The organism is Pseudokineococcus lusitanus, assembly GCF_003751265.1.
GTDB classification, from domain to species: Bacteria; Actinomycetota; Actinomycetes; order Actinomycetales; family Quadrisphaeraceae; genus Pseudokineococcus; species Pseudokineococcus lusitanus.
In genome coordinates this window covers 326951-342091 of record NZ_RJKN01000002.1, presented here as the reverse complement: position 1 = coordinate 342091, position 15141 = coordinate 326951, and the positions used below count along the sequence as shown (strand labels likewise).

15 protein-coding genes are annotated in these 15141 nt (G+C 78.4%); 11 read left to right on the top strand and 4 right to left on the bottom strand.

Translation table 11 applies throughout. The features are described 5' to 3' along the window. The 3 genes from EDC03_RS04740 to csrA are packed head-to-tail and all read left to right on the top strand — an operon-like array spanning window position 1 to window position 2229. Window positions 1–1620: a hypothetical protein gene (locus EDC03_RS04740; RefSeq protein ID WP_123379046.1), complete on the top strand. Its 1620-nt coding sequence runs from the start codon at window positions 1–3 to the stop codon at window positions 1618–1620. After that, window positions 1617–1895: a hypothetical protein gene (locus EDC03_RS04735; protein ID WP_123379045.1), complete on the top strand. Its 279-nt coding sequence runs from the start codon at window positions 1617–1619 to the stop codon at window positions 1893–1895. Before EDC03_RS04740 ends, EDC03_RS04735 begins: the two co-directional genes overlap by 4 nt. 58 nt (window positions 1896–1953) lie before the next feature. After that, window positions 1954–2229, top strand: a complete 276-nt coding sequence (gene csrA, locus EDC03_RS04730) for a carbon storage regulator CsrA (RefSeq protein ID WP_123379044.1) — start codon at window positions 1954–1956, stop codon at window positions 2227–2229. A 69-nt stretch (window positions 2230–2298) separates the two neighbouring features. Here csrA and EDC03_RS04725 read toward each other — a convergent pair whose 3' ends face one another. Continuing rightward, window positions 2299–3348 carry an NAD(P)-dependent alcohol dehydrogenase gene (locus tag EDC03_RS04725; protein WP_123379043.1) on the bottom strand — a complete coding sequence of 350 codons (1050 nt, stop codon included), beginning with the start codon at window positions 3346–3348 and terminating at the stop codon, window positions 2299–2301. A 187-nt stretch (window positions 3349–3535) separates the two neighbouring features. Continuing rightward, complete coding sequence (locus EDC03_RS04720) at window positions 3536–4180, bottom strand: molybdenum cofactor biosysynthesis protein (RefSeq protein ID WP_241967033.1); 645 nt, start codon at window positions 4178–4180, stop codon at window positions 3536–3538. Window positions 4181–4259: 79 nt separating this feature from the next. Here EDC03_RS04720 and EDC03_RS04715 point away from each other — a divergent pair, with 79 nt between their 5' ends. From EDC03_RS04715 to EDC03_RS04680, 8 genes are all read left to right on the top strand, one after another. Then, window positions 4260–4586 (top strand): hypothetical protein, encoded by a 327-nt coding sequence (locus tag EDC03_RS04715; RefSeq protein WP_123379042.1) that lies wholly within the window; start codon window positions 4260–4262, stop codon window positions 4584–4586. 143 nt (window positions 4587–4729) lie between these two features. Next, window positions 4730–5251: a hypothetical protein gene (locus EDC03_RS04710; protein WP_123379041.1), complete on the top strand. Its 522-nt coding sequence runs from the start codon at window positions 4730–4732 to the stop codon at window positions 5249–5251. Then, a complete protein-coding gene (locus EDC03_RS04705) occupies window positions 5248–7020 on the top strand; it encodes a hypothetical protein (RefSeq protein WP_148058008.1) in 1773 nt (590 codons plus the stop codon). Before EDC03_RS04710 ends, EDC03_RS04705 begins: the two co-directional genes overlap by 4 nt. A gap of 108 nt (window positions 7021–7128) precedes the next feature. Further along, a complete protein-coding gene (gene galE, locus EDC03_RS04700; RefSeq protein WP_123379039.1) occupies window positions 7129–8094 on the top strand; it encodes a UDP-glucose 4-epimerase GalE in 966 nt (321 codons plus the stop codon). A gap of 220 nt (window positions 8095–8314) precedes the next feature. Beyond that, complete coding sequence (locus EDC03_RS04695) at window positions 8315–9424, top strand: histidinol-phosphate transaminase (protein ID WP_123379038.1); 1110 nt, start codon at window positions 8315–8317, stop codon at window positions 9422–9424. Window positions 9425–9635: 211 nt separating this feature from the next. Next, complete coding sequence (gene pdhA / locus EDC03_RS04690) at window positions 9636–10847, top strand: pyruvate dehydrogenase (acetyl-transferring) E1 component subunit alpha (protein WP_241967032.1); 1212 nt, start codon at window positions 9636–9638, stop codon at window positions 10845–10847. Continuing rightward, window positions 10844–11860 carry an alpha-ketoacid dehydrogenase subunit beta gene (locus EDC03_RS04685; RefSeq protein WP_123379036.1) on the top strand — a complete coding sequence of 339 codons (1017 nt, stop codon included), beginning with the start codon at window positions 10844–10846 and terminating at the stop codon, window positions 11858–11860. The genes pdhA and EDC03_RS04685 overlap by 4 nt, the downstream gene beginning before the upstream one ends. Before the next feature lie 57 nt (window positions 11861–11917). Continuing rightward, a complete protein-coding gene (locus tag EDC03_RS04680) occupies window positions 11918–13255 on the top strand; it encodes a dihydrolipoamide acetyltransferase family protein (protein WP_123379035.1) in 1338 nt (445 codons plus the stop codon). Between the two features lie 27 nt (window positions 13256–13282). Here EDC03_RS04680 and EDC03_RS04675 read toward each other — a convergent pair whose 3' ends face one another. Further along, window positions 13283–14023 (bottom strand): ThuA domain-containing protein, encoded by a 741-nt coding sequence (locus EDC03_RS04675; protein ID WP_123379034.1) that lies wholly within the window; start codon window positions 14021–14023, stop codon window positions 13283–13285. After that, the gene (locus EDC03_RS04670) at window positions 14020–15129 is read right to left on the bottom strand and encodes a Gfo/Idh/MocA family protein (RefSeq protein ID WP_123379033.1); all 1110 of its coding nucleotides are present in this window, start codon (window positions 15127–15129) and stop codon (window positions 14020–14022) included. Before EDC03_RS04670 ends, EDC03_RS04675 begins: the two co-directional genes overlap by 4 nt. Between the last annotated feature and the right edge of the window lie 12 nt (window positions 15130–15141).

Genomic DNA, 15141 nt, shown 5'->3' with positions numbered 1-15141 from the left:
ATGACCACCGTCGTCCTCGAGGGGGACGCGATCGAGCCGCTGCTGGCCCGCGTCGCGAGCGAGCACGGGCCGGGCGCGCGCGTCGTCCGCGCCGAGAAGGTCCGTGTCGGCGGCGTCGCCGGCTTCTTCGCCAAGGAGCGCTTCGAGCTCGTCGTCGAGGTCGACGACGAGGACGACGCCCCCGCCGTCCCGGCGCCGGGCCCGACCCCCGCCCCCGCCGCCCCGCCCACCGCCCTGCCCCGTCCCGCCCAGGAGGACGCCGTGAACGGTCGAGACCAGCTGCCCGGCGCCGCCGGGAGCCGTCGTGACGAGGTCCTCGACGACCTCTTCGACTCGCCCATCGCCCGCGCGCTCGTCCGCTCGCAGGCGCTGGACGAGGCCGGCGCCACCGGCGCCGCGCCCGCGGCCGGCGGTCTCGACGCCCTCCTCGCCGCCGCCGACGCGCAGGAGGCCGCCTCCGCGCACGCGCCGGCGTCGGCGCCCGTGCCGCCGACGGTGCCCGCGCAGGGGGAGATGCCCGGCGCCCGGGCCGCCCGCGGCCGCCACGCGGACCCGGGCGCGCCCGCGCCGTCGCCCGGCCGTCCCGTCTCGACCGAGAGCGCCGCCTTCGCGGCCGTGCTCGACGCCGTCCGCGACGCCGCGGAGCCGGACCACGAGACCGCTCCTCCGGCTCCCGCGCCGTCGGCCACGGCGGAGGACGACGTGCCCACCGGCCCCGAGCCCGTGCCCGCGGGCGCGGCCGTCGCCGAGCTCATGCAGCTGCTGACCGCGCGCCGCGACGCGGCCCCCGTCGAGGAGCCCGTCGACGAGCAGGCCGAGGAGCCGGTCGTCGAGCCGGTCGCCGCCGCGGCCCCCGCGTCCGCCCCTGACCTGCCCCCGGCCCCGGCCCCGGCCCCGTCGCAGGCCCCGGCCGCCGGGCGCGGCGCGCTGCACGAGCAGCTCGCCGCCGCCGGCCTGCCGGAGCACCTCCTCGCCGCGCTGCCCGCCGAGGCCGGCGCCGCGGACGTCCACGGCCTCCTCGCGTCGCTGCCCGGCCCCGCGCCGCTGCCCGCCCGGGACGGCGACCTCGTCGTCGTCGTCGGCGCCCCGCGGGACGCCCTCGGGGTCGCCCAGACGGTCGCCGGCCGCCTCGGCGTCGGCCCGCAGCAGGTCGTCGTCGCCGCCCGCCCCGGTGGCACCGGCGCGCTGCGGGGCGACGTCGTCCGCGACGCCGCCGCGGCCCGCCGCGCCGCCGCCACGGTCCGCCTCGGCGACGCCCCGGGCGTCGTCGTCGTGCAGGCCGACTGCGACGCCGACGACGTCCGCTGGGCGGCCGCCGTCCTCGTGGCGCTGCAGGCCGACCAGGTGCACGTCGTCGTCGACGCCACGCGCAAGCCGCGCGACACCGAGCGGTGGCTCGAGGGCGTCGCGCCCGGCGCGGCCGACGTCCTCCACGTCGTCCGCGCGGGCGGCACGTCCGACCCGGGCACGCCGCTCGGCCTCGACCTGCCCGTCGCGACCGTCGACGGCGGCCCCGCCGGCGCGGGAACGTGGATGTCGCTGCTCCTGCCGTCGGCGCCCCCCGCCGACGTCGCCCCCGCGGCCCGCCGCCTGCGCCCGGAGCGCGGGGTGGCCTGGTGAACCTCGGCGTCGTCGCGGGCCTCACGGTCGTCCTCACGCTGCCCGTGCTCCACGGCCTCCTGACGGGGGCCACGTCGCCGCTCGGCGCGGCGGTCCGGCTGCTGGCCGCGCTCGTCGCGGCGATGGTCGCCGAGGCGGTCCTCCGTCGGCTCCTGCGCCCCGAGCCCGCGGCGGCGGCCCCCGCCACGACGACGAGGCCGGGTCCCGCCTCGGCGCAGCCGGGGGTCCTGCCGGACGCCGTCGCGGAGCAGCTGCGCTCCTCGTCCGGCGGCTGACCCCCCGACCGGCCGACGCGCTCCCGCGCGGGCGGGCGGTCGCACCTATGCTCGCCGGGTGCTGGTCCTGACACGTCGTGCCGGAGAGAGCATCGTCATCGGAGACGACGTCACCGTGACGGTGGTGGACGTCCGTGGTGACGTGGTGCGCCTCGGCATCGACGCCCCCCGCAGCGTCGCGGTCCACCGCGAGGAGGTCTACCGCGCCGTCGTGGAGGCCAACCGCTCCGCCGCCGCCGTGAGCGACGACGCCGTGGCCGCCCTCACCGGACTCTTCGCCGGGCGGCCGCAGCAGCCGTCGTCCGAGGAGCCCTCCCCGCCCCCGGCGGGCTGACGCGACCGCCGCCCCACGACGACGACGGCCCCCCACCCGAGCGGGTGGGGGGCCGTCGTCGTCCGTGCGTCAGCCGGCGAGCGTGGCCGTGTCGATGACGAAGCGGTAGCGGACGTCGCTGGCGACGACACGCTCGTAGGCCTCGTCGACCTCGTCGGCGCCGATGACCTCGACCTCGGCGCCGATCCCGTGCTCGGCGCAGAAGTCGAGCATCTCCTGCGTCTGGCGGATGCCGCCGATCTTCGAGCCGGCGAGGGTCTTGCGGCCCTGGATGAGCGAGAAGGCCGCGATGTCGAGCGGCTTCTCCGGGGCGCCGACCTGGACGAGCGCACCGTCGAGCTTGAGCAGCCCGAGGTAGGCGTTGAAGTCCACGTTGGCGGAGATGGTGCTGACGATGAGGTCGAAGGTGCCGGCGAGGGACTCGAAGGTGCCCTCGTCGCCCGTCGCGTAGTAGTGGTCGGCGCCCAGGCGGAGGCCGTCCTCCTGCTTCTTCAGCGACTGCGACAGCACCGTCACCTCGGCGCCGAGGGCCTTGGCGATCTTCACGCCCATGTGGCCGAGGCCGCCGAGGCCCACGATCGCGACCTTCTTGCCCGGCCCCGCGCCCCAGTGCTTGAGCGGGCTGTAGAGCGTGATGCCGGCGCACAGCAGCGGGGCGGCGACGTCGAGGTCGATCCCCTCGGGGATGCCCATGACGTAGTTCTCGTCGACGACGATCTTCTCGCTGTAGCCGCCGTCGGTCGGACGGCCGTCCTTGCCGACGGCGTTGTAGGTGCCGGTCTCGCCCTTGAGGCAGTACTGCTCCTCGCCCGCCTTGCAGTTCTCGCACTCGCGGCAGGAGTCGACGAAGCAGCCGACGCCGACGCGGTCGCCGACGGAGAACTTCGTGACGTCGGCCCCGACCTCGGAGACGACGCCGGCGATCTCGTGGCCGGGGACCAGCGGGTAGAGCGTCTCGCCCCACTCGCCGCGGGCGGTGTGGATGTCCGAGTGGCAGATGCCGGCGAACTTGATGTCGATGAGGACCTCGGCGGGCCCGACGTCGCGGCGCTCGATGGTGGAGCGCTCGAACGCGGCGTCGGCGGAGGCGGTGGTCAGGGCGTTGACGGTCGTGGGCACAGGGGTCTCCTGGGTCTCGACGGGAGGCACGACGGGGGTCGGCGCCGGACGTGCGGGCGCCGGTCGTGCCGACGGGGGGTGGCAACGGCCGTCCGGGCGCGCGTGTTCCGGGTGCGCGGCGGCGGCCGGGGCCGACAGCAGCACTCTGCGGCCACGGCGGGCGGGCCGCACGCCGGGGGCCCTCCGCCTACGGCAGGCGGCCGCGCCGCAGGACGGGGACGCCGGCCGCCGGCGGGTCGACGGGCTCGGCGGTCCGCAGCTCGGCGGGGCCGACGACGAGGACGCCCGACGACGTGGGCACGCACCGCAGGCCGCCCCGGCCGCGCAGCGCGGGGTGCGCGCCGGGCGCGAGGACGGCGTCCATCCAGGCGCAGGGGGCGGCCTGGCGGCGGCCGGAGAAGCGGACGACGTCGCCGCCGGTCGCCCGCTGGTCGAGCGCGAGGTCCGCGCCGACGAGGGCGACGACGGGGGCGCCGCGCAGGAGGACGTTGCGCCGGGCGAGGCGCGGGTCGAGGCCGCCGAGCGGGTCCTCCGGCGTCGCGAGCCCGAGGTCGGCGGCCACGCCCTCGAGCGCCTCCACAGCGAGCAGGGTCACGGCCGCGTCCATGTGGGCGGCCTTGCCGAAGAACCGGTCCCCGACGACGCCCTTGCCGGCGACCACCTCCACGCGGTCGAGCGACGGCGACGGCGGGTGCGGCGACCCGTCACGGGCGCGGCCGAAGTAGTGGTGCTCCGGCGAGGCGAGGAGGGAGAGCACCTCGACGGGGGTGCGGCACGGCAGGTCGGCGAGGGCGGCGGGGTCGGCGTCGTCCGCGGGCTCGGGGGCGGGCACGCGCCCATGGTGCGGGAGGGCGCGGTGGTCGGCCCGCGCCGGGGCTGCGGGGCGGCTGCCCCTCGGGTAGGCACGGGGCGTGCCCGACACCGACCCGACCCCCGACCGTCCCGACCCGGACGCCCCCGCCCTCGAGGTGCTCGGGGTCGCCGGACCGCCGCCGGGCGCGGTCCGGGAGGGGCGCGGTGCCACCGTCGTGCTCGAGGGCGTCGTCGAGGCGGGGGTCGAGGCGGGCGCCGTCGTCCTGCGGACGGCGGACGGGACGTGGCTCGTCGGCCGCGACCAGGCGCCCCTCGTCGGCCACCGCGTCCGCGTCACGGGCGCCGAGCTGCACGGGGTGCTGACGACGGCCCAGCAGGGGCCGCCGCTCGTCGTCGACGCCGTCGAGGACCTCGGGACCGCCTGAGGTCGGGGTCGGCCTGTCGTCCCGCCGTCCACCACGACGGGCGGCCCCGGCCCGGCCCACAGCGTCGCCCGGCGCGCCCCACGGGCCCCCGTCGCGCTGCGAGCGTCCGGCCGTCGGGGCGGGCGCCCCGCGGGGAGGGCGGCATGGGGACGAGCGGGCGGTCGGGCGGCGGCGTCGCGGCGACGACGGACGTGGGCGGGGCGGTCGAGCACCTCGTCGCCGGGGTGCTGGGCCCGGCGGGGGCGGCGGCGGCCGCGGCGGCGGTGCGGCTGCGGGCGGCCGCCGCGGGCGTCGAGGCGACGGCGGACCGCGTGCGCGGCCACGCGGCCGACGTCGAGCGGGCCCGCGCGCCGGGCTGGCGGTCGCGCGCCGCGGAGGTCTACCGCGCCCGGGCGGCAGGGCTGGCGGCGGACGTGCGGGCGGACGCCGCTGCGCTGGACGCCCTCGTCGCCGCGCTGCGGGCCCACGCGGCGGGCGTCGAGGAGCGGGAGCGGGCGCTGCGGCAGGCGGCCGCCACGGTGCTGGCGCTGGCGGCCGGGGCGGGTGGTGGCGTCGGGGCGACCGGCGGGGGCGGTGCCGTCGGGCTGCCTGCCGCGGCGGTGCTGCGCCGGGCGGACGACGTCGTGCGGTCCGTCCTGCCGGCGGGGCTGCGGGGCCCGTGGTGACGTCGGGCCCGCCGTCCGACCTCCTCGCCGAGCTGCTCGGGCCGGGGCGCCCCGCGGCGGGCGGGCTCGCCGTGCGCGGGGGCGCGGGCGGCCTCGTCGTCGAGGGGGTCGAGCTGCTCGAGGCCTCGGAGCTGCTGCGGCGCACGGCCGACGGCCTCGTCGCCGCCGTGGTCGACGCCGCCGGCCTCGTGGGCCGGGGCGCTGCGGACGGCGGTGCCCTCGACCCGGTCGGCGCCGCCCGGGTGGCCGCCGCGCTGGCCGGGGCCACGGGCGGTGCCGCGCCGACGACGGCGGCGTGCGCGCTGCTGGCGGCACGGCTGGCGGCGGCGGGCGCGGCCTACGCCGAGGCGGAGGGCGCCGTGGTGCGGGCGGTCGGCGCGGCGCGCGGGGCCGTCGGCTCGGCGGTGGGGCGGGCGGCCGGGGCGGGCCTCGCGGCGGTGGCCGACGAGGGCCTCGTCGTCCTCGCCGCCGCCACGGCGGCCGGCGGGCTGGTCTGGCTGGCGGTGCGGGCGCTGCCGGCCGCGGCGGCCGTCGGGGACGCGGCGGTCGTCGCGCTCGCGGACGGCCGTCTCGACGCCGGCGAGCGCGCCGCCCTCGCGTCGGCGGCCACGGGGCTCCCGACGACGGTGCGCGGGCTGGCCGCGGCGGACGCGGCGGCCGTCGGCGGCTCCCTCGCCGCTGAGGTGGGCGCCCCGCTCGGCGTGCTCGGCGACGGGCTGTCGCGGGCCGCGGCGGACCACCCGGTCCTCCTCCAGCACGTCGTCGGCGCCGCGCCCGCGGCGGTGGCCGCCGGCACGGCCGGGCTGCCGCTGGGCCGTCTCCTCGACGCCGGCAGCCGTGCTGGCGCCGCGGCGGGAGGGCTCCCCGGCGGCGACCGCCTCGTGTGGCCGCCCCGCACCGTCGCCGACCTCTCGGCCGGCGTGTCCGTCGTCGCCACGCAGGACGGAGCGCTGCGGCCGACGGCGGTGGCGCTGCGCCCGCACGGCCCGCCCGCGGCGGTCGCGCCCGCGCGCGGGACGGCCGACCTCCTCGGCCGGGCCGCGCCGATGGCGGGCGGGGGATCGCTGAGCCCCGGCGGACGCGGCCGGAGCGCCGCACCGCTCGCCGTGGAGCGGGTCGTCGACGCGGACGGGGCCCGCCGGTGGGTGCTCGTGCTGCCGCCGACGCAGACGACCGCCGCGCCGTGGTCGTCGTCGACGACCAACCCGGCGGACCTCGGCACCGACCTGCGCGCGGTCGGGCAGGTGCCGCACGCGGCGTCCCGCGCGGCGGTCGCCGCCCTCGAGGCGGCCGGGGTGCCGCCCGACGAGCCGGTGCTCCTCGTCGGCTACAGCCAGGGCGGCATCGTCGCGGCCCAGCTCGCCGCGGACCCGGCGGTGCGCGAGCGCTTCGCCGTCGACGCCGTCCTCACCGCCGGGTCGCCCGTCGGCGGCTTCGACCTCCCGCCGTCGGTCGCCGTGCTCCAGGTCGAGCACGAGGCGGACTGGATCCGGTCGCTCGACGGCGCCGACAACCCGACGGGGCCGGGGCGGACGACCGTCCTGCGCGACGTCCCGGCCGCCGAGGTGCTGGCGGGCGGCGGCGACCTCCGCGACGGCATGGCCGCCCACGACCTCGACCTCTACCGGCGGACGGCCGACCTGGCGGACGCCTCGGACGACCCGTCGCTCGTCGCCTGGCGCGAGCGGGTGGCCCCCTACCTCGCGGCCGAGGGGCGGACGTCGACCGTCCAGGTGTACGCCGCCGAGCGGGTGCCGGGGCGGCCGTGACGACGTCCGCCCCGCCCTGCGCCGGGACGTCGGCGGCGGCCCCGCTGGCAGGATGCGCGGACAGGTCGAGCAGCTGCCGGGGAGCCGGCGGCGGACGGAGGGACGCGCGTGAGCTGGTTGGTGACCGGAGGGGCCGGGTACATCGGGGCGCACGTGGTGGACGCGTTCCGCGCGGCCGACCTGCCGTGCGTCGTCCTCGACGACCTGTCGACGGGCGTCGAGGCCTTCGTGCCCGACGACGTCCCGTTCGTCCGCGCGGACCTCCTCGACGGCGCCGCCGTCGGCGCGGCGCTGCGCGAGCACGGCGTCACGGGCGTCGTCCACCTCGCGGGGTTCAAGTACGCCGGCGTCTCGGTCCAGCGACCCCTGCACACGTACACGCAGAACGTCACCGCGACGGTGACGCTGCTGCGCGAGATGGAGGCCGCCGGGGTCGAGCGGCTCGTGTTCTCCTCCTCCGCCGCGGTGTACGGCACCCCGCCGACCGACGTCGTCACCGAGCAGACGCCGACCGGCCCGGAGTCGCCCTACGGGGAGAGCAAGCTCGTCGGGGAGTGGCTGCTGCGCGACGCCGCCCGCGCCGGCGGCCTGCGCGGGACGTCGCTGCGCTACTTCAACGTCGTGGGCTCCGGCCGCCCCGAGCTCTACGACGCGAGCCCGCACAACCTCTTCCCGCTCGTCCTCGCCGCGCTGGCCGAGGGCCGCACGCCGCGGATCAACGGCACGGACTACCCGACGCCGGACGGCACGTGCGTGCGCGACTACGTCCACGTCGCCGACCTGGCCCGCAGCCACGTCGCGGCCGCCCGCCGCCTCGCCGCGGGCGACCCCGTCGATCCCGTCTACAACCTCGGCAGCGGCGACGGCGTTTCCGTGCGCGAGATCATGGGGGCCGTCGCCCGCGTCACGGGCGTCGACTTCACGCCCGAGGAGGCCGACCGCCGCCCGGGCGACCCGGCCCGCATCGTCGCCCGCGGCGACCTGGCCGCCCGCGACCTCGACTGGGCCATGCGCCACAGCCTCGACGACATGGTCGCCGGCGCCTGGGCGGCGCAGCAGCGCCTCGCCCGCTGACGCCGTCCCGTCCGACGTCGCTGCGAGGGCAGCCGGGCCCCCTCCGTCTCCGACGTCGCTGCCGAAGTCGAGTCTGGGCCCCCTCTTTCCGCGACTTCGCTGCCGACGTCGAGCGGTAGGGGTCCGTCTCGCCACCGTCGGCAGCGACGTCGGCAAGGGCGGGGGCGCGGGAGAGGAGGCCGAGCCTGCGGGGCGCCGCGGCGGGCCTAGCCTGCGCGCCATGGCCGACCCCGCGACCGTCCCCGCCGCCGCGAGCGGCGTCCCGCGCCTGCGTGCCGTCCTCGACGACGTGCCGTCGTACGTCCCGGGCCGACCGCCGCAGGCCGCCGACGGCGTCACGCCCTACAAGCTGGCGAGCAACGAGAACCCGTACCCGCCCCTGCCGTCGGTGCTCGACGTCGTCGCCCGGGCCGCCGCGGACGCCAACCGCTACCCGGACATGCTCGCCACCGGGCTGACGGCGGCCATCGGTGCGCACGACGGCGTGCCGCAGGAGCACGTCGTCGCCGGGCCGGGCAGCGTCGGGGTGCTCAGCCAGGTGCTGACGGCGGCGGCCGGCGACGGCGACGAGGTCGTCCACGCCTGGCGGTCCTTCGAGGCCTACCCCATCGTCGTCAGGCTCTCGGGGGCGACGCCGGTCCCCGTGCCCCTCACCGCGGACGGCCGGCACGACATGCCCGCGCTCGCGGCCGCCGTCACCGAGCGCACCCGGCTCGTCGTCGTCTGCAGCCCCAACAACCCCACCGGCCCGGTCGTCACGGCCGCCGAGATGGACGAGCTCCTCGCGGCGGTGCCGTCGGACGTCCTCGTCGTCCTCGACGAGGCCTACCGCGAGTTCGTGCGGCCCGGGGCCGGGGCGCCCGACGCCGTCGCGCTCCACCTCGCGCACCCCAACCTCGTCGTGCTGCGCACGTTCTCCAAGGCCTACGGCCTCGCGGGGCTCCGGGTCGGCTACGGGCTCGCGCACCCCGCCGTCGCCGACGCGCTGCGCAAGACCGCCATCCCCTTCGGCGTCAGCACGCTCGCCCAGGCCGCGGCCGTCGCGTCGCTCGAGGCGGAGGACGAGCTGCTGGAGCGGGTCGCCGCCATCGTCGCCGAGCGCGAGCGGGTGGCCGCCGCGCTCGCCGAGCAGGGCTGGCCCGTGCCCCGCTCCGAGGCCAACTTCGTGTGGATGCCGGTGGGGCAGCGCACCGCCGAGCTCGCGGCCGCGTGCGCGGAGGTCGGCCTGTCGGTGCGCGCCTTCGCCGAGGACGGCGTGCGCGTCACCGTCGCCGAGCCGGCCGCCAACGACCGCTTCCTCGAGGTGGCCGCGGCCTTCCGCCGTCCCTGACGCCCTCGCCACCGCGATGTGTGGCCATGACGCGGACGGGAGCCCCGCTTTCGACGCGTCATGGCCACACGTCGCGGAGGGGAGGCCGGGAGGGGCGGGGCGGCGTCCGCCGCGCGGCCGCGTCCGTGAGCCCCGCCACAGGGCGGAGTACGGTGCCGCAGGCTCGCCGGGGGCGGTGGGCCCGCACCACGGACGACATCGAGGAGGGCACGTGACGTCGTCGACGCACCCCGCCTCCACCGGGAGCAGCGCCACGCCGAGCACCGCGACGGTGCAGATGCTCACGCCGGACGGCGAGCGCCTCGACCTCGACGAGGGCCGGCGGGCGGAGCTCGAGCAGGCGGTCGGCGCCGAGGCCCTGGCGCACGCGGCGGCGCTCACGGCGGACGACCTGCTCGGCATGTACCGCGACATGGCGCTCGCCCGTCGCGTCGACACCGAGGCGACGGCGCTGCAGCGGCAGGGCGAGCTGGGCCTGTGGGCCTCGCTGCTCGGCCAGGAGGCCGCCCAGGTGGGCTCCGCCCGGGCCGCCGCGCCGCAGGACCGGCTCTTCCCGACCTACCGCGAGCACGCCGTCGCCCTCGTGCGCGGCGTCGACCCGGCGCACGTCCTCAGCCTCTTCCGCGGCGTCGACCGCGGCGGCTGGGACGCGGAGGCCACCGGCGTCAGCCCGTACACGCTCGTCATCGGCAGCCAGACCCTGCACGCCACCGGGTACGCCATGGGCGTGCAGCGCGACGGCGCCGTCGGCACGGGCGACCCCGCCCGCGACACCGCGGTCCTCGCGTACTTCGGCGACGGCGCGAGCAGCCAGGGCGACGTCCACGAGGCATTCGTCTTCGCGGCGACGTACCAGGCGCCCGTCGTCTTCGTCTGCCAGAACAACCAGTGGGCCATCTCGGTGCCGGCCGAGCGGCAGGCGCGCGTGCCGATCGCCCGCCGCGCCGCGGGCTTCGGCTTCCCGGGCGTGCGCGTCGACGGCAACGACGTCGTCGCCTGCTACGCCGTCGTCCGGGCGGCGGCCGACCGGGCCCGCGCGGGCGAGGGGCCCACGCTCGTCGAGGCCTTCACCTACCGGATGGGCGCGCACACGACGTCGGACGACCCGGGCCGCTACCGCCCGTCGGTCGAGGTCGAGCAGTGGCGCGACCGCGACCCGCTGGCCCGGCTCGAGGCGCACCTGCGCCGTCACCACGGGGTCGGCGACGACGCCTTCGCGGAGGTCGCCCGCGAGGGCGACGCGCTGGCGGCCCGGCTTCGCCGCGACGTCCTCGGGATGCGCGAGCCGGGGCACGGCGAGATGTTCGAGCACGCGTACGCGGCGCCGCACGCCCACGTCGAGGCCGACCGCCGCTGGTACGAGGAGTACGTGGCCGGCCTCGAGCACGGGGGCGCCGCCGCGGACGGCGAGGAGCGGGCATGACGGACGACGTCCACGGGACGCCGGGCGAGGGCCGGACGACGCAGCGCGTCACCCTCTCCCGCGCGATCAACCTGGGGCTGCGGGCGGCGATGGAGAAGGAGCCGAAGGTCCTCGTCATGGGCGAGGACGTCGGCGCCCTCGGCGGGGTCTTCCGCGTCACCGAGGGGCTGGCCAAGGACTTCGGCGACGACCGCGTCCTCGACACCCCGCTCGCCGAGTCCGGCATCGTCGGGACGGCGGTGGGGCTGGCCCTGCGCGGCTACCGGCCGGTCTGCGAGATGCAGTTCGACGGCTTCGTCTTCCCGGCGTTCGACCAGATCACGACGCAGCTGGCGAAGATGACGCACCGCACGCGCGGGGCGGCGTCCATGCCGGTGGTCGTCCGGATCCCCTTCGGCGGCGGCATCGGCGCGGTGGAGCACCACAGCGAGTCGCCCGAGACGTACTTCGCGCACACGACGGGCCTACGGGTCGTCAGCCCCAGCAACCCCGTCGACGCCTACTGGATGATCCAGCAGGCGGTCGAGTCGCCCGACCCCGTCGTCTTCCTCGAGCCCAAGCGGCACTACTGGGACAAGGCCGAGCTCGACACCGCGGCGACGCCGTACCCGCTGCACCGCTCCCGCGTCGTCCGCCCCGGCACCGACGTCACGGTCGTCGCCTACGGGCCCACGGTGCCGATGGCGCTGCGGGCCGCCGACGTCGCCGCCGGCGAGGGCCGCAGCCTCGAGGTCGTCGACCTCCGCTCGCTCACCCCGCTCGACCTCGGCCCCGTCGAGGAGTCGGTGCGCCGCACCGGCCGGCTCGTCGTCGCCCACGAGGCACCGACGTTCCTCGGCCTCGGCGCCGAGGTGGCGGCCCGGGTCGCGGAGACCTGCTTCTTCTCGCTGGAGGCCCCGGTGCTCCGGGTCGGCGGCCTCGCCGTCCCGTACCCGGTCTCGCGGCTCGAGGAGGAGTACCTGCCCGACGCCGACCGCCTCCTCGACGCGGTCGACCGGGTCCTCGACACCTGAGGCCGAGCCGCCCCGCCCCGCCCACCCCGCCGTCCCGCCCGCCGAGAGGTGCCCGCCGTGCCCGTGCAGCAGTTCCGCCTCCCCGACGTCGGCGAGGGGCTGACCGAGGCCGAGGTCGTCACCTGGCGGGTGGCGCGCGGCGACACGGTCGCGGTCAACGACGTCGTCGTCGAGATCGAGACGGCCAAGTCGCTCGTCGAGCTGCCCTCGCCCTTCGCCGGCGTCGTCCGCGACCTGCTCGTCGAGCCGGGCGTCACCGTCGAGGTGGGCACGCCGATCATCGCGGTGGAGGTCGAGGGCGCCGACGGGGCGCCGGCGGACGGCGGCGGGGCCGACGGCGGCGAGGACGAGGACCCCGGCGGCAACCTCGTCGGCTACGGGCCCACGCGCCGGGCCTCCCGCCGCCGGGCGCGCGCGACCGGCCCGACGACGCCGCCGCAGGCCGCGGAGCCCGTCCCGACCCCCGAGCCCGAGCCGGCCCCCGAGCCCGAGCCGGCCCCCGAGCCGGCGCCCTCCGCCGCGCCCGTCGCCGCCCGCCCGCTGGCCGCGCCCCCGGTGCGGCTGCTGGCCCGGGGCCGCGGCGTCGACCTCGCGGCCGTGACCCCCACGGGCACCCGCGGCGAGGTGACCCGCGCCGACGTCCTCGCGCACGCGTCCGCGCCCGCCCCGGCACCGGCGGCCCCGCCGGCCGTCGCCGGGGAGACCCGCGTGCCCGTCCGCGGCGTCCGCCGCGCCATGGCCGACGCGATGGTCCGCAGCGTCGCGCAGGCGCCGCAGGCCACTCTCTTCCACACCCTCGACGTCACCCGGACGGTCAAGCTCGTCGCGGCGATGAAGGCGGACGAGCGCTTCGCCGACGTCCGCGTCTCCCCGCTCGTCGTCGCCGTCCGGGCCGTCGTCCTGGCCCTCGGCCGCACCCCCGAGATGGGCGCACGCTGGGACGAGGCCGCCGGCGAGGTCGTCGTCCCGGCCGGCGCCCACGTCGGCGTCGCCGCCGCGACGCCCCGCGGGCTCGTCGTCCCCGTGCTGCGGGACGCCCACACGCTCGACCTCCACGGCCTGGCGGCCGGGCTCACGGCGCTGACGACGACGGCCCGCGAGGGCCGCACGCCCCCGGCCGCCATGACGGGCGGCACCTTCACCATCACGAACATCGGGGCGCTGGGCATCGAGTCGGGCGCGCCCATCCTCAACCCGGGGGAGACGGGCATCCTCGCGACGGGTGCCTTCGCCCGGCGCCCGTGGGTCCACCGCGGCAAGGTCCGACCGCGCTGGACGGCCACGCTGGCCCTCACCGTCGACCACCGCGTCGTCGACGGCGCCCAGGCCGGTCGCTTCCTCGCCGACGTCGCGGCGGTGGTCGAGCAGCCGGCCCAGGCCCTCGTCTGGTCCTGACGCGCGCCCGTCACCGGGCGGGCGGCGTCACCGCCAGGTGCGCCCCGGGTTGGTGACGTCCGGGACGGCGCGGTCGACGCCCTCCGGGGCCGCCGCCCACCGCACGCCGTTGGCGAGCACCCGCTGCACGTCCTCGTGGTGGTAGACGGGGTAGTCCTGGTCGCCGGGGGAGAAGTAGAAGATCCGGCCCCGCCCACGGGTGAAGGTCACCCCGGAGCGGAAGACCTCGCCGCCGGCGAACGAGCTGATGAAGACGAGGTCGTCCGGGTCGGGGATGTCGAAGAGCTCGCCGTACATCTCCTGCTCGGGGATGACCAGCGGGCTCGGCACGCCCTCGGCGACGGGGTGGGTCGGCTTCACGGTCCAGACGAGCTCCTGCTGCCCGTCGTTGCGCCAGGCCAGCGAGCAGGTGGTGCCGAGCAGGCGGGTGAAGACCTTGGCGTAGTGCCCGGAGTGCAGCACCAGCAGCCCCATGCCGCCGAGCACGTGGCGACGCACCCGGGCCTCGACGGCGTCGTCCACCTGGTCGTGGGCGATGTGCCCCCACCACAGGAGGACGTCGGTGCGGGCGAGCACCTCCTCGGTGAGGCCGTGCTCGGGATCGTCGAGCGTGGCCGTGCCCACCTCGGCGTCGGGCAGCAGGCGCCGCAGCCCCGCGGCGATCGCCCCGTGGATGCCGTCGGGGTAGTACTCGCCGATCCCCGGCGGGTTGTCGTCCCGCTCGTGGACGCCCTCGTTCCAGACCAGCACCCGCAACGACCGGCTCACGCCTGCTCCTCCTGCACCCGCTGGACCTGCCCGACCTGCTCGACGGCCTCGACGCGACCGCTCGCGGCGGAGCGGGCGGCGGCCTCCATGAGGGCCACGCTCCCGAGGTTGTCCCGTCCCGTCGTCTCGGGGGCGGGGCCGCCGCGGACGGCCGCCGCGAAGGCGCGCAGCCCGGCGGAGCGGCCCCACAGCGCCGGCCGCGCCAGCTCGACCCGCCGCGGCTCCCCCGCGCCCGGCCCGGTGGCGGTCGTCAGCTCGAGCTCGTCGTCGTCCGGCCCCTCGCCCCCGCGGCTCGTGAAGGCCAGGTGCCCGTCGCTGCCCTCGAGGCTCCACCGGCCCGCCCACGCGGTCTGCGGGGCCCGGCTGACCCAGCTGCCGCGGTAGCTGACGACGAGGCCGCCGGTCATCTCGACGGTCAGCGCGGCCGACGCCTCCTCGCGGTACCGGCTCCACGGCGGGTCCATGACCTTCGCGTACACCTCGACGGCGTCGCGGCCGGTGATCATCCGCAGGAGGTCGACGTGGTGGATCGCCATGTCGAAGAGCAGGGGGTGCGGGAAGTCGTAGTGCCGCGACGCGCCCGCGGGCGCGTCGTGGTCCCAGCGGCGGAAGTCGACCGCGACGGCCGACAGCTCGCCCACGGCACCGGCGCGCAGGAGCCGCCGGGCCTCCTGCGGGGCCGGGTAGGAGCGGTAGTTCTGGCTCACCTGGAGGGTGAGGCCCGCTCGCTCGGCGACCTCGACGGCCTCCCGCGCCTCGGCGACCGTGCCCGCGAAGGGCTTCTCCACGAGCACGTGCGCGCCGGCCGCCAGCGCCTCGAGGGCGAAGGGGACGTGGGTCGTCATCGGCGTCGTCAGCAGCACCGCGTCCGCGCGGACGGCCCCGAGCGCCGCGTCGAGCGAGGTGAAGCACGCCGCGTCGGGGACGCCGAAGGTCTCCTGCGCGGCCCGCAGCGTCGGCTCGTGGGGGTCGACGAGGGCGACCCGGTCCACCTCGGGGACCGGCGGGATCGCGTGCCGCTCCCAGTTGGTGCCCCAGTCCCCGAGCCCCACGTGGACGAGCCGCACCGGCTCCTCGGACGGGCGGGACGACGTCGCGGTGCTCACGGGGCTCCTCCG

Coding starts and splice junctions, on each gene's coding strand:
- EDC03_RS04740 (WP_123379046.1), top strand. CDS start 1: ATGACCACCGTCGTCCTCGAGGGGGACGCGATCGAGCCGCTGCTGGCC.
- EDC03_RS04710 (WP_123379041.1), top strand. CDS start 4,730: ATGGGGACGAGCGGGCGGTCGGGCGGCGGCGTCGCGGCGACGACGGAC.
- EDC03_RS04695 (WP_123379038.1), top strand. CDS start 8,315: ATGGCCGACCCCGCGACCGTCCCCGCCGCCGCGAGCGGCGTCCCGCGC.
- EDC03_RS04685 (WP_123379036.1), top strand. CDS start 10,844: ATGACGGACGACGTCCACGGGACGCCGGGCGAGGGCCGGACGACGCAG.